The organism is Streptomyces sp. CA-111067 (assembly GCF_050956065.1).
Lineage (GTDB): Bacteria > Actinomycetota > Actinomycetes > Streptomycetales > Streptomycetaceae > Actinacidiphila.
In genome coordinates this window covers 4757435-4775180 of sequence record NZ_CP192103.1, presented here as the reverse complement: position 1 = coordinate 4775180, position 17746 = coordinate 4757435, and the positions used below count along the sequence as shown (strand labels likewise).

General features: G+C 73.1%; 14 protein-coding genes. 7 read left to right on the top strand and 7 right to left on the bottom strand.

The features are described 5' to 3' along the window. The first annotated feature begins 196 nt into the window (after window positions 1-196). Entirely contained in the window at window positions 197-877 is a 681-nt protein-coding gene (locus ACQPW6_RS20850; protein WP_433891173.1) for a GAP family protein, read from the top strand. A gap of 97 nt (window positions 878-974) precedes the next feature. Here ACQPW6_RS20850 and ACQPW6_RS20845 read toward each other — a convergent pair whose 3' ends face one another. From ACQPW6_RS20845 to ACQPW6_RS20830, 4 genes are all read right to left on the bottom strand, one after another. Beyond that, complete coding sequence (locus tag ACQPW6_RS20845; protein WP_433891172.1) at window positions 975-2411, bottom strand: hypothetical protein; 1437 nt, start codon at window positions 2409-2411, stop codon at window positions 975-977. A 213-nt stretch (window positions 2412-2624) separates the two neighbouring features. Beyond that, on the bottom strand, window positions 2625-3629 hold the full coding sequence (locus ACQPW6_RS20840; RefSeq protein WP_433891171.1) for a phosphotransferase family protein: 1005 nt from the start codon (window positions 3627-3629) through the stop codon (window positions 2625-2627). Window positions 3630-3645: 16 nt separating this feature from the next. Continuing rightward, window positions 3646-4290, bottom strand: coding sequence for a maleylpyruvate isomerase N-terminal domain-containing protein (locus tag ACQPW6_RS20835; protein WP_433891170.1), 645 nt, complete (start codon window positions 4288-4290; stop codon window positions 3646-3648). Between the two features lie 82 nt (window positions 4291-4372). Next, window positions 4373-5437, bottom strand: coding sequence for a hypothetical protein (locus ACQPW6_RS20830; RefSeq protein WP_433894606.1), 1065 nt, complete (start codon window positions 5435-5437; stop codon window positions 4373-4375). 241 nt (window positions 5438-5678) lie between these two features. Between ACQPW6_RS20830 and ACQPW6_RS20825 the strand changes: the two genes are divergently transcribed. Next, window positions 5679-7664: a LamG-like jellyroll fold domain-containing protein gene (locus tag ACQPW6_RS20825; protein ID WP_433891169.1), complete on the top strand. Its 1986-nt coding sequence runs from the start codon at window positions 5679-5681 to the stop codon at window positions 7662-7664. 276 nt (window positions 7665-7940) lie between these two features. Continuing rightward, on the top strand, window positions 7941-10004 hold the full coding sequence (locus ACQPW6_RS20820) for a phosphocholine-specific phospholipase C (RefSeq protein WP_433891168.1): 2064 nt from the start codon (window positions 7941-7943) through the stop codon (window positions 10002-10004). A 37-nt stretch (window positions 10005-10041) separates the two neighbouring features. Here ACQPW6_RS20820 and ACQPW6_RS20815 read toward each other — a convergent pair whose 3' ends face one another. Continuing rightward, on the bottom strand, window positions 10042-11652 hold the full coding sequence (locus ACQPW6_RS20815) for an MFS transporter (protein WP_433891167.1): 1611 nt from the start codon (window positions 11650-11652) through the stop codon (window positions 10042-10044). 66 nt (window positions 11653-11718) lie between these two features. On the opposite strand from ACQPW6_RS20815, the gene ACQPW6_RS20810 reads away from it, so the two are divergent. Next, a complete protein-coding gene (locus ACQPW6_RS20810; protein ID WP_433891166.1) occupies window positions 11719-12660 on the top strand; it encodes an ArsR/SmtB family transcription factor in 942 nt (313 codons plus the stop codon). Here the strand turns inward: ACQPW6_RS20810 and ACQPW6_RS20805 are convergent. Further along, a complete protein-coding gene (locus ACQPW6_RS20805; protein WP_433894605.1) occupies window positions 12644-14161 on the bottom strand; it encodes a helix-turn-helix domain-containing protein in 1518 nt (505 codons plus the stop codon). The genes ACQPW6_RS20810 and ACQPW6_RS20805 overlap by 17 nt on opposite strands. A 187-nt stretch (window positions 14162-14348) precedes the next feature. Between ACQPW6_RS20805 and ACQPW6_RS20800 the strand changes: the two genes are divergently transcribed. The 3 genes from ACQPW6_RS20800 (at window position 14349) to ACQPW6_RS20790 (ending at window position 16052) form a co-directional block, all read left to right on the top strand. After that, the gene (locus ACQPW6_RS20800) at window positions 14349-15167 is read left to right on the top strand and encodes a DUF4232 domain-containing protein (RefSeq protein ID WP_433891165.1); all 819 of its coding nucleotides are present in this window, start codon (window positions 14349-14351) and stop codon (window positions 15165-15167) included. A gap of 110 nt (window positions 15168-15277) precedes the next feature. Then, complete coding sequence (locus tag ACQPW6_RS20795; protein ID WP_433891164.1) at window positions 15278-15415, top strand: hypothetical protein; 138 nt, start codon at window positions 15278-15280, stop codon at window positions 15413-15415. Window positions 15416-15710: 295 nt separating this feature from the next. Beyond that, on the top strand, window positions 15711-16052 hold the full coding sequence (locus ACQPW6_RS20790) for a hypothetical protein (RefSeq protein WP_433891163.1): 342 nt from the start codon (window positions 15711-15713) through the stop codon (window positions 16050-16052). On the opposite strand, the gene ACQPW6_RS20785 is transcribed toward ACQPW6_RS20790, so the two are convergent. Then, window positions 16042-17622, bottom strand: a complete 1581-nt coding sequence (locus ACQPW6_RS20785; protein ID WP_433891162.1) for an MFS transporter — start codon at window positions 17620-17622, stop codon at window positions 16042-16044. The two genes, ACQPW6_RS20790 and ACQPW6_RS20785, sit on opposite strands and share 11 nt — an antisense overlap. Window positions 17623-17746: the final 124 nt, after the last annotated feature.

Genomic DNA, 17746 nt, shown 5'->3' with positions numbered 1-17746 from the left:
GGGCGGGTTGGGGAGGCGGGGGCGGGGGCGGGCGGACGCGGGGGTGGGGCCGGGGGGGCGCGGGCGCGGGTGCGGGTGCGGCGGCCGGGATGTCATGGACCCGGCGACGTTCACCCGTACGGCTCGGCCCGGCGCGCGGCGCCGGCGCCCACCCCGTTGACTGACCTGACCTGCACTTTTCCACCGGGAGTGGCTCATGGGCGACGCGATCGGGCAGATCCTGGCTTCGGCGGTCGGTATCGCGATCAGCCCCGTCCCGCTGATCGCCATGGTCCTGATGCTGGCCACGCCTCGCGCGCGTAGCAACGGGCTCGCGTTCACCGCGGCCTGGGCGGTCGCGCTCGGCGTCGTCGTGACCGCCGTACTCCTGGCGTCCTCCGGCGGACGCGCCTCCGCGGGCGACGGCGACCCGGCCACCTGGACGCTCTGGGTGAAACTCGGCCTCGGCGTCCTCTTCCTGGCCATGGCCGTGCTCCAGTGGCGCGGCCGTCCCGCCGAGGGGCAGCCCGCCTCGACCCCCGGCTGGATGAAGGCGCTCGACACCTTCACCCCGCTCAAGGCCGCGGGCCTGGCCGCCGCACTGGCCGTGGCCAACCCCAAGAACCTCGTCCTGACGGTGGGCGGCGCCCTGTCCATCGCCGGAAGCGGCGGCTCACCCGGCGGCCGTACGGTCGCGGCGGTGGTGATGGTGCTGATCGGCTCCCTCTGCACGATCGTCCCGCTGTCGGTGTACCTCCTCGGCGGCACCCGCTCGGCCCAGGTGCTGGGCGGCTGGAAAGCCTGGATGTCCGCCCACAACGCGGCGATCATGATGACGCTGCTGGCGGTGCTCGGAGCGAAGTACATGGGGGACGCGGTGAGCGGGCTGACGAGTTGACCGACGCGGGCCGCCGGCTGGGTTGCGCGGGGCGGCAGTTGGGCGGTGCCCGCCGGTTGGCGGGCACCGCCCGGGTACGTGGCGGGGTGGGGCCGGGTCAGCCGGTGGCGGACCACAGGGTCGCGGTCGGGGTCTGCTGGGTGAGGGTCGTGCTGCCGGTCCAGGTGATGAACGAGTCGGCCGGCAGGTAGTCCTGCTGGAGGAGGAACGCGCGGCTGACGCCCGTCACGGTCAGGGACGCACCGGTCTCCACGACGGGCGTGCGCAGCGCGACGACCTCGGCGACGTCCGACTCCTGGGTACCCGGCGGGAGTTCGACGGTGGTGGCCGCCGCGCCCTCACGGGTGATGGACGAGGTCGGGATGGCGTGGTCGGAGCGGTACAGCGTCGGGTCGCCCTTCAGGCGTACGCCGATGGACAGGCCCACGTCGGCGGCGTCGGCGGACGGGGCCGCGGTGTGGGTGACGGCGAGGTACAAGTAGGCGCGCTGGTCGCCGAGTTCGGGGGTGGCCGGGTCCGAGGGGGATTCGATCTTGCCCTCCCGGGTCATCTCCTGCGCCATGACCGGGTACAGCCACGGGTTGACGTCCATCATGTGCTCGCGCGGCTGGCCGGCCGGCAGTGACTGGGTCGGCGCGAGCGAGAACCGCATGCTGTCGTCGACGGTGTCGCAGAGGTTGTTGTTGGACGTGCAGGTCTCCAGCCGCGGCCGGTCGCCCTCCAGCCGGCCGGCGAAGGCCAGCGTCTGGTGGTTGGCCGCCTGGTACACCCCGCTGCCGGGAACCGGCTCGCCCTTGGCGTCCACCTCGACCCGGTAGGCCCACTCGATGTCGGTGGTCCGGCCCCAACGGGCCATCAGGGCCGGGGAGTCGGTGCCGCCGTCCTCGTTCGTCCAGATGACGGTGTACTGGATCACCTTGTGGCCGGGCGCCGTCGCCGGAAGGATCTCGTGGTACTCGAAGAGCGGGCTGTCGGTGGTGCTGCTCTGGAAGGCGCTGCCCAACTCGGGCAGGTCGCGCCCGTAGAGCACGGGCGCGTTGCGCAGGACCAGCGCCTCGTCGGTGTTCTCGCCGTACGACTGGACGTCCACGTCGCTGAGTTGGGCGCGGGCGGCACCCTTCGGCGAGCGGTCGGCGGCGAACCGGAACGTCAGCAGGTGCAGCCCGCGGTTCAGGTGCCCGAGCGAGAAGCTGCGGGAGATCGGCTGGTCGGACGGGATCACGATGTCGGTCGCGTACCGCCCGTCCACGTACGCCGACACGACGGCGGACTCGCTGCCCGCCGTCCCCCAGGACACCCCGGGCGCGCGGGAGTTGAGCGTGACGACGGCCTCCCCGGTCTGCCGCACGACCACCGGCACGATCCGCGGCGCCCCACCGCGCGACACGGTGACCCCGGCCGCCGGGTGCGCCTGCGCTCCGCTCGCGACGGCGGGAGAGGCGCCGAGCGCGAGCCCGGAAGCGGCGAGCAGGACGGCGGCCACCCCGCCCCCCAAGGCGACGCTGCGGTGTCGCGACCTGCGGATGACCTTCATGTCGGAGTTCCTCTCAGCCGGTGTCCGGACCGTGCTCGCACTGCGCTGCTCCCCGAAGACCCTCCCCCGGCTCTGCAAAGCGCGAGCGACGCGAACCACAACCCCACCTGAATTCCCTCCCTCCCCACCCACACCCCTGGTTACGCCCGAACCGGCTAGCGCAACGCGGTGAAGTCGACGGGCCGGGGCGGGAGTTCGGCGGTGCGGCCGGCGCTACGTGCGGGCGGACCAGGTGGCGAGGCGTGCGGCCGTCCAATCGGTGTGGCGTCGGCGCAGGCCGGCGGCAGTGAGGTCGGTGCGGCCGAGGTCGTGGTAGTTGGGCAGCCAGGTCTCCACGGAGCGGTGGGAGTTGGCGAGGGCGAACAGGTCCCACAGGGCCGGCTCGCCCGGCGCCTCTCCCGCCGCCTCCTGGTAGGCGTCCAGGAACGTGTCGGCTACGGCCGGCCCGTGCAGCAGCACCAGGTCCAGACGGCACCAGCTCACGTCGAAGCCCCGGGGCGCGAGTGACGCCCCGGACCAGTCGACGATGCCGGTGAGTTCGCCGTCCTGCCACAGCACGTTGCCGGACCAGAAGTCGTAGTGCGTGAGCACCGGTTGCTGCTCGGCGAGGCGGCGGCCGGCAGCGGCCAGGCTCGGCGCGGCGGGGCCCGCGTCGCGGACGTCAAGAGGGAAGGCCGTTGCCATGACGTCGCGGAACCCGGCGAGCCGGGAGATCGGGACGGCATGGATACGGGCGAGCGCGGCTCCCAGTTGGGCCGCCGCGGTGTCCGGGTCAGCCGGTGTGACGTCGGCGTGACCGGACAACCGGGTGATCAGGGTGGCGGGTTCGCCGATCCGGCTCCCGTCGGGATCGGCACCGACAAGGCGCGGCGCCCAGCCGTCCAGCCCGTCGAGCGCCTCGAGCACCCGCGCCTCCCGCGCCGCCGCCTCGTCACCGGGCGGGAAGCGCCGCAGCACCAGTTCGCGGGTGGGACGCTCGGTTCGCAGCAGATGCGTGGCGGCATGCGTGCCGCCCGCGAGGCGCCGCACGGTACGGGCGGAAGCGGCTGGGCCGACGACCTGAGCGGCCCAGGCGAGCGCTTCCGCGGGCGGGGGCGATTCGATCACCGCGCCATCCTGCACGATCGCGCGGGCGCGAGCCACCGCGTGGCGAGGGGAATCCTCGCCCTCCGCGTCCTCGTCCTGCTGCTCCCGGTGGCCGGAAAGGGGGGAGTTCACCGGATCCCCGGTACGCCTACAGCACCCGCAAGGCGTCGTCGGTGTCACGTTCGCGTCTGGTCAGTGCGTGCAACACGGACTGGTCGCCGTGGCGTTCGCGGGCGGCCGCGACGAGTACGTCGATCGCGATGGCGAGGGCGGCTTCGGGGACGGGGGTGCGGGCGTTCACGCTCAGGGCCAAGTCCTCACAGTGGACGGCCAGTTCGACACACCGTGTGTGCAGGTAGCCGTCGAGGAGCATTTCCTCTCCCGGTCGGTGGAGGATGGCGACTCGCCGGTCGGCCGGCTCCCCTGTCAGCCGCTCGGACAGCCGCTGCCATGCGGCCCGCGCCTGCTCGGCCACGGCGGTGGGGCCGGCGGTGGCCGTTTCCTCGCTGCGCGCACGCACGCCGACGTTGAGCTCGGAGTCGGGTGCGGAGGTGCCCTTGAGCCTGGCGTAGTAGTGCACAGGTGTCACCGGCTCGGCGCCCTCGACCTGGCCGTCAAGGAACCATTCGACCTGCAGGACGCTGCGCGCGAGGTGACCGGCCAACCCGCCCACCGACATCCCCGGCAGCACGGACTCCTTCTGCCAGCGGTCTGCCACCGCTCCCTCCGCCAGAAGGTGCGCGGCCGTCTCAGCGGCCTGCAGGTACGCGGTGCGGATCTCGGTACTCGTCATGACAGGCATGGTGCCCACATGATGATCACCAACCTAGGGGCCGTCCATATACTGACACGCATATCCAGCATGTGGATTCGGGTCAGAACGGATAGGCGCTGGGGCGGGCGTACGCGCGGGTGTGGATCTGGCGCAACCACGGGGCGCGGACCGCCGGGAGCCGGGACAGGGTGTGGAGGAACACCTCGTTGTCGGGGCGGAACGGGAAGATCGGGTGGAGGGGGCGCGGGTAGTCCTGGAAAAAGCCCGCGGGGAGGCCGCCGGTTGCCGGGAGGGGGAACTCCTCGTAGGGGAAGGCCAGATACGACCACACCTCGGCTGCCAGCGGTACGACCTCGCCGCCGTCCGGCGGCTGCCACACCGCTCCCGTCACCGGGTGGACGGGGACCAGCGCGATGTCGGGTGCGGAGCCGGGCAGACCCGGGCCGGCCAGGGCCGCGCGCTTGTCCGGCTGGCCCGGCGGGAGCAGGGCGTCGAGCCCGCGGCCGAGGAAGTACGGGTTCAGGCTGTCCGCCAGGACCACCCGCCTACCCCCGGACGCCGCCAGCAGGTGCGCCAGCGCCGCCCCGGCCGCCGCCTCCCATCGGGCGCTCCACCCCCCGTACGGCTCGACCGGCGGTGTGCCAGGCTCCGCCGCCAGCGCGTCCCAACTGACCGGCGGGTCAACGGGGTTGCCGGTGGGGAGGCGGCGCACCGCGTCCGGGGCGAGCCATACCGCCTGCCGGAACGAGCAGTCGTCGATCCGGGTCGCCACCGGCCGGCCGCAGCGCGCGCAGGCCAGGTTGGGGCCGTCCCGCCCGTCCAGGCCCAGGCAGTAACCGTCACATCGCTCGGGGATCAGGACGGTGCCCCGGATGTCGCCCGGGGCGACGACGCTCGCTCCCGGTGACCCGAAGGACAGCGCAGCGACCGGCGCGAACACGCCCCGGGCCGCCGCCTCGTCCGGGTCGATCTCGTTCCACAGCCGCCACGGCGGCCCGGACGGCTCCAAGTCCACGGCGTATGTGCCCGGTTGCATCAGCGCGGGCAGCAGGTCGTGGCCCCAGTGCTGGTGGGTGTGGACGGGCAGCGCCACCCGCGACACCGGCGCCGTCAACTCCGCGCCGCACCCCGCGCATACGAACACGTCCACCGACACCCCCCGCATCATCCCGGGCCGGCGCCCGGCGGCCAACGTGTTTTCCGCGCGGGGCCGAAGGGGTCACCGGGAGCGACGGGCACCGGTGACTGTCCGTTCATCACGGGGCGCCCCCGCCACCGCGTGGCGCGCGCTTTCCAACCAGGACAGGCACTCGATCGCCCGACTTCATCTCGCGTCTGCCCAGCTCCGGCCCCTTCTGGCTAGCGTCGTTCGGGCTTGACGCCATCGACTCGGGAAGAGGGCCCCAATGTGTACTCACGGTGACAGTTCGTCACAGGAACCGACCGGTCAGAACCGGCGGGGGTTTCTGCGGAACGCGGCGCTGGCCGGGGCGGGGGCCGCGGCCGTGGGCGTCGGCGGGGGCGTGCTCGGCGCCGCGCCCGCCTCCGCCGCCGACGCCTCGACCGCCGGCGCAACCGATACGGCGACCGCCCACAGCAGCGGCCACGCCGGCCGCTGGAACCCCGACCCCACCGCCCTCCAGTTCACCCTGGCCGTCATGCCCGACACCCAGTTCCTCTACTGGGGCAGCCAGGACAGCGTGAACCGGACCCCGCAGGAGGAGTCGTTCCGCTACATCATCGACAACAGCGGTGTCGCCGACAGCAACATCGTCTTCATGGCGCACCTCGGCGACCTCACCCAGGACGCCGACCCCTCCTCGTTCCAGCAGGTGGACAAGGCGTTCGCCATGCTGGACGCGAGCGGCGCCGCGTACAGCGTGCTGGCCGGCAACCACGACGTGACCGGTGACGACAGCCGCGGCGACACCCCGTACCTGCGGACGATGGGCCCGCAGCGCTTCAAGCGCGCGAAGACCTTCGCCGGCGCCGACCCCACCGGCTACAACACCGCGCACATCTTCCAGGCCGCCGGCCGCTCCTGGCTGGTGCTCGCGCTCGACTGGCGCACCACCGACCAGGGTTACGAGTGGGCCAACTCGGTCATCAAGGCGCACCCGAAGATGCCGGTGATCCTCACCTCGCACGACATCGTCGCCTCCCCCTACGATGACAACGTTTTCCCGTACGAGTCCGGCGACCCGGAGAACAACGCCGTGATGGCGGAGAACGGGCAGACGATGTGGGACAAGCTGATCGACGCCAACGATCAGATCTTCCTCACCCTCAACGGCCACTACTGGCCGCCCGGGCGGATGACCAAGAAGAACGCCGCCGGCAATGACGTGTTCCTGCACATCACCAACTACCAGAACCGCTACTTCGGCGGCGGCGGCATGATCCGGCTCTACCACTTCGACCTGGTCCGCAACACGATCGACGTCGAGACGATCAACCCGTGGATCCTGGCCCAGGACCCCGAATCCCGCTCGGAGTTGGCGGCCGAGCACGCCCGGATCACCGGCCCGGTGGACAACTTCTCGATGCCGGTCGACTTCGAGCAGCGGTTCAGCGGCTTCGTGCCGGTGCCGGTGCGCCCGGCCCGCCCGGCCAGCAAGGAGCTGGTACGCGGCACGGTCGCGTACTGGCGGTTCGACGGGCAGGGCGCCGCCGGCACCCCGCTCGGCGCGGGCCAGACCGTCCGCGACCTGTCCGGCAAGGGCAACGACCTGACGGTGGCGACCACGCCCGGCACCGCCGCCGACGCGCTCACCTGGTCCGCCGACCACCACCCCGACCAACCCGGGCACGCCAGCCTGAAGTTCGTCGGCGGCCGCAACCCGCTGCACGGGGCGTACCTGACCACCGGCGACAAGGCCCCGCTGAACGGCGAGACGTTCAGGAGCGGCTACACCATCGAGACGTTCGTGATGATGCCGCTCGACTGGGACGCCGGCAACAACGGCTGGGCGGCGATCCTCAGCCGCCGCGGTTCGGCCGGGGCGGCGGGCAAGCACGGCGAGAACACCGACCCGGGCGAGCCGGTGCTCCAGCTCGCGATCTCCAACAACGGGCGCGAGCCGCAGTTCAACCACTACCCGCTCAACGACACGTACCCGACGACCAACTGGGGCCACGGTCTTGTGGAGTTGAGGTGGTGGCACCTGGCGGTGGTCAACGACGGGCGGCACACGAAGCTCTACGTCGAGGGCGCGCCGGTCGTGGACAACCCCGACCGGGTCTCGACGGGGCTCACTTCGCTCGGGCTGCCGTGGCTGGTGGGCGGCCACGAGTACGCGGGCGCGGTGGACATCGTCTTCCACGGCAACGTCGGCGACATCCGGATCGTCAACAGGCCCTTGCGGGCAGCGGAGTTCCTGACCGCGCGGTAGGACGCGTGCTCCGCGCCCGGTGCCGGCCCGGCGTGCCAACGCCCCCGGCGCCGGGCGCGGGCCCCGCGCGCCCCATTGACACCACTACTACCGCCTCACCACCATTGTGCGCGTCATCCCTGCCCGGAGATGTCGCAAACCCCGCCCCAACGCGCACGATCGCGCAGACCGCCCGCCGTCTCAGCCCGAGGCGCGGGCCGTCTGAGCCTGAGCCTGAGCCGCCCGCCGTCTCAGCCTGAGCCGCCCGCCCCCACCGGACCGTCAGGAGAAGCACCCGTGCCCAACGTCGACCGCCGCAGGTTCCTCCAGCTCGCCGGAGCCACCGCCGCCGCCTCCGTCCTCACCGGCGGCATCGCGAGAGCCGCCTCGATCCCGGCCGCCGCCGGCACCGGGACGCTGAAGGACGTCGAGCACATCGTCGTCCTGATGCAGGAGAACCGGTCCTTCGACCACTACTTCGGCACCCTGCGGGGCGTCCGCGGCTTCGGCGACCCGCGCCCGGCGACGCTGCCCAGCGGAAAGTCGGTGTTCCACCAGGCGGACGCGGCCGGGCACGAGACGCCGCCGTTCCGGCCGGACGCCGACAACCTCGGGCTGCAGTTCATCCAGGACCTCGACCACAGCTGGTCGGGCACCCACCAGGCGTGGAATGGCGGCGCCTACGACCGCTGGATCCCGGCGAAGACGACGACCTCGATGGCGTACCTCACCCGCGAGGACATCCCGTTCCACTACGCGCTGGCCGACGCGTTCACCGTCTGCGACGCGTACCACTGCTCGATGCTCAGCTCCACCGACCCCAACCGCTACTACCTGTACACCGGTTACGCGGGCAACGACGGCAAGGGCCGCGGCCCGGTGCTCGGCAACGAGGAGGCCGGGTACGGCTGGACCACCTTCCCGGAGATCCTGGAGCAGGCGGGTGTCTCCTGGAAGGTCTACCAGGACGCGGGCACCGGCCTTGACAAGGCGGGCAGTTGGGGCTGGACGGGAGACGCGTTCATCGGCAACTACGGCGACAACTCGCTGCTGTACTTCGACCAGTACCAGGGCGCGCAGCCCGGCAGCCCGCTGTACGAGAAGGCCCGCACCGGCACCGACGCCCAGGGCGGGGAAGGGTACTTCGACCAGCTCAAGGCCGACGTGCTGGCCGGGAAGCTGCCCCAGGTGTCCTGGATCGCCGCGCCCGAAGCCTTCTGCGAGCACCCCAACTGGCCCGCGAACTACGGCGCTTGGTACGTCTCCCAGGTGCTGGACGCGCTCACCGCCGACCCCGACGTGTGGAGCCGCACCGCCGTCTTCCTCACCTACGACGAGAACGACGGCTTCTTCGACCACGTGGTGCCGCCGTTCCCGCCCGCCTCCGCCGCCCGCGGGCTGTCCACCGCCGACGTGACCCAGGACCTCTACACCGGCGGCCTCTCCGGGTACGCGGCCGGTCCATACGGGCTCGGGCCGCGGGTGCCGATGCTGGTCATCTCGCCCTGGAGCACCGGGGGTTGGGTCTGCTCGCAGACCTTCGACCACACCTCGATCGTGCAGTTCGTCGAGAAGCGGTTCGGCGTGCACAACCCGAACGTCTCGCCGTGGCGGCGCGCGGTCTGCGGCGACCTCACCGCCGCGTTCGACTTCACCCGCAGCAACGCGTCCGCGCCCGCGCTGCCCGGCACCGGCGGCTACGTCCCGCCGAACCACGACAACCCCGGCAGCTACGTGCCCGCTCCGCCGTCCACCGGGACGGTGCCGGCGCAGGAACCGGGCCTGCGCGGTGCCCGGGCGCTGCCGTACGACCTGGCCGCCGACAGCCAACCGGTCGACGGGCGGATGCAGTTCACGTTCCGCAACCTCGGCGCGGCGGGCGCGGCCTTCCTCGTCACGTCCGCGGTGCGCTCCGACGGCCCCTGGCCGTACACCGTCGAGGCCGGCAAGACCCTCGCCGACACGTGGGCGATGCCCGCCGCGGCCGACCGCTACGACTTCTCCGTGTACGGGCCGAACGGCTTCCTGCGCCGGATGGCCGGCACGGCGGGTTCGGTCGGCCCCGAGGTGACCGCCCGGCACGACGCCTCAACGGGCCAGGCCACGCTGGTGTTCAGCAACCCCGGGCCGGGCGCGGTCACGTTCACCGCCACCGACGCGTACGCGCCCGACGACCACTACACGTACACCGTGCAGGCGGGTGCCTCGCGGAGCGTGCCCGGTTGGGGCGTGTCGTCCGCCAACCACTGGTACGACGTGACGGTCACGTCCAGCACGGACGCGGCTTACGTGCGGCGGTTCGCCGCGCACGTGGAGACCGGTGCGCCCAGTACGAGCGACCCGGCGACGGCGACGGCCTGACCGCAACCACTGGGCTGGGGGCTGGACTTGGGCGGTGTCATGCGCGTCCCCCAGCGGGCCGGTGGGTGGAGCGGGTGGAGCGGGTGGCCGCCGGGTACAGCACGGCGGTCAGGATGAAGACGGCCGCCGCCGCGAGGAAGAGGCCCCTCGCGTTGCCCGCGAACCCGGCGGCGGCCGGGGCTCCCGCGGCGGCGCCGAAGATCGCGACGCCGAGCGCGCCGCCGGTCTGCCTGCTGGTGTTGCTCGCACCGGACGCCACCCCCGGTGCCCCGGGCGCCGCTTGGAGCGCGGCGGACACGATCGCGGGCGTGAGGACGGCAAGTCCCGCGCCCCACAAGGCGAGGGAGCACAGCAGCCAGACGTAGCCGGCGCCGGAGACGGTGACCGCGATCCCGGCGAAGCCGGCGGCGGCGCCCAGCAGCCCCACCGCGCTGGTGCGCCGCACCCCGATCCGCGCGATGAGCCGGCCGGCCGGGGCGCCGAGCAGCGGCAGGGGCAGCATCGCCGGAAGCGTGCCGAGCCCGGCCTGCAACGGGCTGAGCCCGCGCACGTCCTGAAAGAGCTGCGTCAACAGGAACAGGCTGCCGAGCACGCACAGGTTCATCACCCCGCCGACCAGGCACGCCGCCCCCAACATCCGCCGCACACCGCGCGGCACATCCACGAGCGGACGCGCGGCCGACCGCTCAACCCGCCAGAACGCCCCGCCCGCGCAGAGCGCACCGAGAGCGAGCAGCGCTGCGGGCAGCAGCGCGCCCCGCGCCTGAATGATCGCCGTCACAGCGCACCCCAACCCCACCACGAGCAGCGCCGCACCCGCCCGATCCACGGACCCCTCCGCCCGCGCGGCGTTGCCCGGACCCGGAGGCTGCCCGACGGGCGGCGGCGCCGCGCGATCCACGTCAACGTCCGCCCGCGCGGTCTGACCCGAGACCGGACCCCGCCCGGCGTTGCCCGGTCCCGGGAACCGCACGCCAGGCAGCGGCGCCGCATCCGACCGATCCGCGTCATCGTCCGCCCGCGCGGTCTGGCCCGCCCCCGGAAGCCGCACCACAGGCACCAGCGCCAGGGCGATCACCGGGACGCTCAGCCAGAAGACCGCGCGCCAGCCGGCGGATTGGACCAGGAGGCCGCCGAGCACCGGGCCCGCCGGGAGGGCCGCTCCGCCGATCGCTGCCCACACGCCGACCAGCCGGGCCCGCGCCTCCGTGTCCGGGGTGGTTTCGACCAGGAGCACGAGGGTGCCCGGCAGCATCAGCGCGGCTCCGACGCCCTGTACCGCGCGGGCGGCGACCAGGGCCGCGATGGTCGGCGCGAGCGCGCACGCCACCGACGCCGCGCCGAAGGCGGCGAAACCGGCGATGACGACCGGGCGGTGTCCGAGCCGGTCCCCGATCGCGCCCGACGCGAGCAGCAGCGCCGCCAGCGGCACGGCGTACGCGTCCACCACCCACGCCGTCCCCGTCCCGACCGCGTGCAGGTCGGAGCCGATCTGCGGCAATGCCACGTTGACGACCGTCACGTCGAGCAGGACGAGGAAATAGCCGGCGCACAGTGCGGCCGTCAGCAGCAGACGGGGCCGATCCCGTCCTTTGCGTGGCGCGCGTGCCGTGGGTTCGGGTCGTTCGGGCCGTTCCAGGCGTTCCATGCCTTCGATATTCGGCCCGGAATACTTCACGCGACGTCGAAGCGTTTCGCTCCTACGATCGAAAGCATGGACAACCGGGCAATGCGAAGAGCGCGAGCGGAACCGGGGGCGCGAGCGGAATCGGGGCCTCAGCTCGCGCCGCGCGAACCAGCCGCGCTCGGCGAGCCGGACATCGCCCGTGTCGCCTCCGCCTTCGCGGACCCGCGCCGCGCCCGCGTGCTGTTCGCGCTCGCCGACGGGCGCGCGCTGCCGGCCGGGCGGCTCGCCGAGGAGGCGGGGGTCGCCGCGTCCACCATCAGCAACCACCTCGCCGTGCTGCGCGACCACGGCCTGGTCACCGTCGAACAGCAGGGCCGCAACCGGTACTACCGGCTGGCCGGCAGCGAGGTCGAAGGCGTCCTGGAAGCCCTCGCCAAGCTGGCGCCCCGCGCACCGGTCACGTCGCTGCGCGAGCACACCCGGGCCGCGGCGCTGCGCAGCGCCCGTACCTGCTACCGCCACCTCGCCGGCCGGCTCGGCGTCCGCGTCTTCAGCGGGTTCCTCGACGCGGGCTGGATCACCGGCGGCGACGGCCTGCACCACCCCGCGACCAGCGGCGACCGCCTCTCCGCGCCCGGGAAGGGCACCCGGTACCGGCTCACCGCGGCGGGCGCCGACGCGCTCGCGGCATGGGGGATCGCGCCGGGCGCGCTGTCCACGGAACGTCCGCTGCGCTACTGCGTCGACTGGACCGAGCAGGCCCACCACCTGGCAGGACCGCTCGGCACGGCGTTCGCCGACCGCTGCTTCGAGCTCGGCTGGATCACCCGCGGCCGCGTCCCGCGCAGCATCACGGTCACCCCGGACGGGCAGCGCGCACTCGCCGCCCTGGGCGTCACGGACATCGGACCCGGAAACGTCGGGAACGGGAACGTCAGGAACGGGAGCGCCGGAAACGGGAACGTCGAAACCGCGTCCACGCCCTCGTCCAGCCCCGGCCCCGGCCCGCCGATCAGTCCAGCGGAGTGACCCACTCCGTCCCGCCGAGCGGATAGACGTAATGCGGCCGGCCGGTCTCCGCACTCGTACGGAACGGCGTCCCGTCGTCGTCGATCCGCATCGTGCCGCTGCGCTTGCCGCTCGACCAGTCCATCGTCAGCTGCCAGCGCACGTCGTGCGCCGTGGTGTGGGCGACGACGTAGAAGACCTCCGGGTCGGACTCGCTGACGCTGTAGGGGAAGTCGCGCTGGCCGCCGGTGACGCCGACCGAGGGGCTGCCCTTGTCCAGGTCGATGTCGAACGACTTGATGTCCACGGGCCCGCCGCAGCCGTCGCCCATCGCGTAGACGTTCCAGGGCAGCGGCTCGCCGCTCGCGACAACGTTGACGTGCAGCGACTCGAGGACGACGGTCTCCGGTCCCGTGCCCTGCACGGTGAGCGCCACCCGCTGCTCGCCGGCCGACACCGCGCTGTTCGCGGCGGCCCAGCGCTGCGCGTCCGCCTCGGCCGCCGGCGGGCCGACCTTCCCCGGCGGGCTGTTGACGAGGAAGTGCTGGCTGCACGGGTTGCCGTCCTCGTCGTCGTAGTCGTACGGACGGGTGCGGACGGTGAAGGGGACGGCGTCGGAGCTGCCGGTGGTCTGGCTGCCGCCGGTGGGGCCGGCCGGGGCGCCGTGCTCGGGGCTGCCCGGCGTGCCGGTGGTCCCGGTGCTGGTGGGGTGGGTGGCGGCGGGCGAGGTGGACGGCGTACGGCTCGGCCCGCTGGTGGACGGGGTGGCGGTCGGGTCCATGGCGGCCGGGCCGGTGGTGACGGTGGAGCCGGCGGCCCGCTGGTCGCCCGCGTTGTCCCCTCCCCCGTTCCACGGCTGGGCGACGGCGAGGCCCGCGGCGACGAGGACGGCGGCCACGGCGGCGGAGGTGACGATCGCGGTGCGGCGGCGGCGCGGGGCGGAGGGGTGCGGGGTGACGCGGACGACGACGGGTTCGTCCGGGCCGGCCGGTTCACGTCCGGCCGGTTCGCGTCCGGCCGGTTCGCGTCCGGCCGGTTCACGTCCGGCCGGTTCGCGTTCCTGGCCCCCGGGGCCGGGCGCGGCGGCACCGCCGGGCATCCCGCTGCCGGCGGCCGGGTCAGCGTTCCAGGACGATGCGGCCGGGTCGGCGTTCGCCGGAACCGGGCCCTGGCCCGTGCCCGCGTCCGTGCCCGCGTCCGTGCCCGCGTCCGGCTTCGGGGCGGCCGGCTCGGCCCGGACGCCGCGCTGCGCGTCCGCCAGGATCCAGGCCCGGTGCAGTTCGACGAGCTCCTGCGGGGTCGCCCGGCACAGCCGCGCGAGCCGCTCCACCGGCGCGTAGTCGGTCGGGACGGCGGTGCCGTGGCAGTACCGGTGCAGCGTTGACGTGCTCATGTGCAGCCGGGTCGCCAGTGCCCCGTAGCTGAGTCCCGAGCGGTCCTTGAGCTGCTGCAGCAGCCTCGCGAACTCCTCGGCCTCCCGCCCGTCCGCCGACCCCGATGACCCCGACACCTGTTCCTCCATCCCGCCGCCGTCCCGGCGCGTCCCGTTCCCGCGTTCCAGGGGCATCGAATCCCCCCTGGTCAGAGGGGGTTTTGCCGTTCCAGCGTCCCCAACTGGCCGCCGACCGTGGCGGCTGGGACGGATCGCCCCACAAGCTCAAGCCATCCAAGCACCACACCAGCCGGAACAGCTAAAGAGGCAGGTCCACATGTCCAGCATGCGAAACTCCCGTACCCGTACTCGTACCCGTCTGCTCGCCGCCGCCGCGACCGCCGCACTCGCCGCGCTCGCCCTGACCGCTTGCAGTGACGCGTCGGGGGCCCGCGACGAGGGTGCCGGTCCCACGTCCAAGTCGCTGACGCCTTCGTCCACGGCGACCGCCAAGGGCGGGTCGCCGACCGACGCCCCGCCCACGGTGCCGTCGACCGCGGACTCGTCAGGGGACTCCGCCGGCTCCAAGGGCAAGGAGCCCAGCGACACGAAGGGCTCGGACGGCTCCTCCGCCACCTCCGGCTCTTCCGGCTCCTCCGGCTCCAAGGGCTCGGACGCGGCCGCCGAGGCCGCCAAGCGGGCGTCGGGCGGCAGCGGCAGCAAGACCGCCACCTGCGAGGGCTCCAACACCAAGACGGTGGCGGCGCCGTTGCAGCGCCCGGTGAACCACATGCTGATCACGGTCACCAACACCGGCAGCAAGACGTGCTACCTCTACGGCTACCCGGAGCTCCAGTTCACCGGCGCCCAGGCCGTGCCGCCGGCCTTCGAGGACTCCAAGCCGCAGGCCGTGGTCACCCTCAGCCCCGGCCAGTCCGGCTACGCCTCCGTCGCCCTGTCCAACGCCAAGGACGGCAGCGGCACCAACGGCCGCACGGCGAAGTCGCTGACCGTCTACTTCACCGGCCCCTCCGGCGGCAGCGAGAACGTCGGCACCGGCGGCCACCCGTCGCTGCCCTCGAACGGCGTCCACATCGACGACTCGCTCACGACCTCGTACTGGCAGCAGTCGATGACCGACGCCCTGGCCTGGTGACCCCCGGGCCCACCCGGCCCCGCACCACCGGCTACCGCACCACCGCACGTCAGACGGCCCAAGCAGCAGTGTCCAGCGTCCCGCAGAACCGATCCGACAGGTGATCCCCCATGCGCAGCACCCGCAAGATCTCCCGTTTCGTGGCCGCTTTCGCCGGCGCGGTCCTCCACGTGGTCCTCCTGGGCGACCTCGGCACCCTGGGTGCCACCGCCCAGGAGGCCGGGGTGTCCCCCCGCCCCCACCACTGACTGCCGGGCACCCCGTTCTGCTTTTCTTCCGACCTGTCCGGTCGCCCGGTAATCGAATTCGGGGCCGGTCGAGGGGGCGTTGAGCGCCTCGCATAAGTTATGCGCAATGGCGACAGGCGCCGAATGAAAGAAGGCAAAACATGAACCGCGATGTTCGCCGAAAGATAATTTCGCTATTCACGACGGCCGTCGTACTCGGCGGTGGAATGCTCACCGTCGGCGCGGGCAGCGCGGGGGCGGCGGCACCCGGCGCCGGGCCCGCCGCGGGCACCCCGCGGGCACCCCGCGGGTCATCGTGCAACCGCAGGCGTCCGGCAACATCCTCTACCTGATCGACTTCCCCGACCTCAGCGGTACGACCGCGGGCTGGGTCGAGTGGAGCCAGGATCCCTCGGGCGGCGACCCGGGCGACTCGATGCGGGTGACGGACTCCTGGGCCGACGGCTACGGCGTCGAAGCGGACCTGGACATCAGCAGCTCCAACTTCCGCATCGCCACCACCGCGGGCCACAACTCCCCTTACACGTCGAAATGGGCGTCGGGGAACCTGCCCGAGCGGCACAAGTACAACATGGACATCTGGATGGTCAAGGGCGGCCAGCACACCTGGGTCGACAGCATCACCGTCACGTCGTAGCGCGCTCGGCACCTTGCGGCTCGTTGTCCTCCGACTGGTCCTGCGGGTTCGGGGCCCCGGCCGGGGACAGCGGGCCTCGGGTGAGGACGTAGGCGAGGAGGACGGCCATCACGGCGACGCCCGCCCACATCGCCTGCTGCCAGCCGTCCACGAACGACTCCTGGGAGGCGCGGATCAAGGTGTGGGCGTGCGGGCCGCCCGCCGCGTGGGCGGCCTCAACCGCGTTGGCCACGCCCTCGCGTGCGGTGTCGGCGGTGCCGCGCGGGACTCCGTCGAGGCGGGAGTCGATCGCGCCGCGGTAGCCCGAGGAGAGCAGCGCTCCGAGCAGGGCGACGCCGAGCGCGGTGCCGAACTCCCTGGTCACGTCGTTGAGCGCGGAGGCGACGCCCTGGCGCTCGCGGGGCAGCGCACCGGTGATCGCCTCGGTCGACGGCGTCATCGACAGCCCCATCCCGAGCCCCATCGCGAGCAGCCCGGGCAGCACGGAGAGGTAGCCGCCGTCCACCGAGACGAACGTGGCCATCACGGCGAGCCCCGCGCCCGTCAGCAGGATCCCGGCCGCCATCGTGGACCGGCCGCCGAAGCGGGCGGCGGCCTTCGGGGCCAGACCGGACGCCGCCATCATCAGGACGGCCATCGGCATCAGCGCCAGCGTGGCCAGCAGCCCCGACCAGCCCAACACGACCTGGAGGAACGGGAAGAGGACCACGAAGACGCCGGCCTGCACGCCGAAGACCGCCAGCAGCGTCAACGAGCCGCCGGCCAGCGAGCGTTCGCGGAACAGTCGCACGTCCAGCAGGGCCCCGTCCCGGCGGCGCAGCTCCCACGCGGTGAAGCCGGCCGCGGCGGCCAGGCCGACTGCCAGGCCCGCCAGGGCCGTTGGGGACGTCCAGCCCCGCTCGGGCCCCTCCTGCAGGACGAAGATCAGGCCGACGACGGCGACGACGGAGCTGAGCGCGCCGACCGTGTCGAAGGAACGCGCCGAGCGCTCGCGGGAGTTGGGCACGGACCGCAGCGTCATGACGAGAGCCACGGCCGCGAGCGCGACCGGGAGGACGAACAGCCACCGCCAACTCGCCACGTCCACCAGCGCGGCCGACAGGAACATCCCCAGGATCCCGCCGCCCCCGGCGACCCCCGTCCACACGCCGATGGCCCGGCCGCGCTCCTCCGCGGGGAAGGTGGACGTGATCACGGCGAGCGTGATCGGCATGATCATCGCCGCGCCGACCCCGCTCAGCAGCCGTGCGGCCAGCATGACTTCGGTGGACTGCGCGAGCCCGGCGAGCACGGCGGCGGCGCCGAACACGGTGAGCCCGGCGAGCAGCATCGGTTTGCGACCGAGGCGGTCGCCGAGGGCGCCGAGCGGGAGCAGCAGGGCGGCCAGGGTGAGGGTGTAGACGTTGATGATCCAGAGGACGGCGCTCTGGGACGCGCCGAAGGTGCGGGCGAGGTCGGGCTGGGCGACGTTGAGGCCGGAGACGGAGGCGATCACGGCCATCAGTGCGACGCACACGGCCAGCAAGATGGCCCGCCGCCCGGCGGCGCCGGGCGCCCGGTTCGTACTCATGAGGGTTCCTTTCGGGTGAGCGTGAGGGACGGGCCCCGCAAGGGGCGCGAGGAACTGCGCGACAAGCCACAGCGCGCCGGCAGACGGCAACGAACCCGCCGGGGCAGGACCGGCCCCGATAGGG

Excerpts from the sequence above, each read along its gene's own strand:
- ACQPW6_RS20800 (WP_433891165.1), top strand. The coding sequence starts at position 14,349 with ATGTCCAGCATGCGAAACTCCCGTACCCGTACTCGTACCCGTCTGCTC.
- ACQPW6_RS20795 (WP_433891164.1), top strand. The coding sequence starts at position 15,278 with ATGCGCAGCACCCGCAAGATCTCCCGTTTCGTGGCCGCTTTCGCCGGC.
- ACQPW6_RS20845 (WP_433891172.1), bottom strand. The coding sequence starts at position 2,411 with ATGAAGGTCATCCGCAGGTCGCGACACCGCAGCGTCGCCTTGGGGGGC.
- ACQPW6_RS20785 (WP_433891162.1), bottom strand. The coding sequence starts at position 17,622 with ATGAGTACGAACCGGGCGCCCGGCGCCGCCGGGCGGCGGGCCATCTTG.
- ACQPW6_RS20835 (WP_433891170.1), bottom strand. The coding sequence starts at position 4,290 with ATGACGAGTACCGAGATCCGCACCGCGTACCTGCAGGCCGCTGAGACG.
- ACQPW6_RS20850 (WP_433891173.1), top strand. The coding sequence starts at position 197 with ATGGGCGACGCGATCGGGCAGATCCTGGCTTCGGCGGTCGGTATCGCG.
- ACQPW6_RS20805 (WP_433894605.1), bottom strand. The coding sequence starts at position 14,161 with ATGGAGGAACAGGTGTCGGGGTCATCGGGGTCGGCGGACGGGCGGGAG.
- ACQPW6_RS20825 (WP_433891169.1), top strand. The coding sequence starts at position 5,679 with ATGTGTACTCACGGTGACAGTTCGTCACAGGAACCGACCGGTCAGAAC.
- ACQPW6_RS20830 (WP_433894606.1), bottom strand. The coding sequence starts at position 5,437 with ATGCGGGGGGTGTCGGTGGACGTGTTCGTATGCGCGGGGTGCGGCGCG.
- ACQPW6_RS20810 (WP_433891166.1), top strand. The coding sequence starts at position 11,719 with ATGGACAACCGGGCAATGCGAAGAGCGCGAGCGGAACCGGGGGCGCGA.
- ACQPW6_RS20815 (WP_433891167.1), bottom strand. The coding sequence starts at position 11,652 with ATGGAACGCCTGGAACGGCCCGAACGACCCGAACCCACGGCACGCGCG.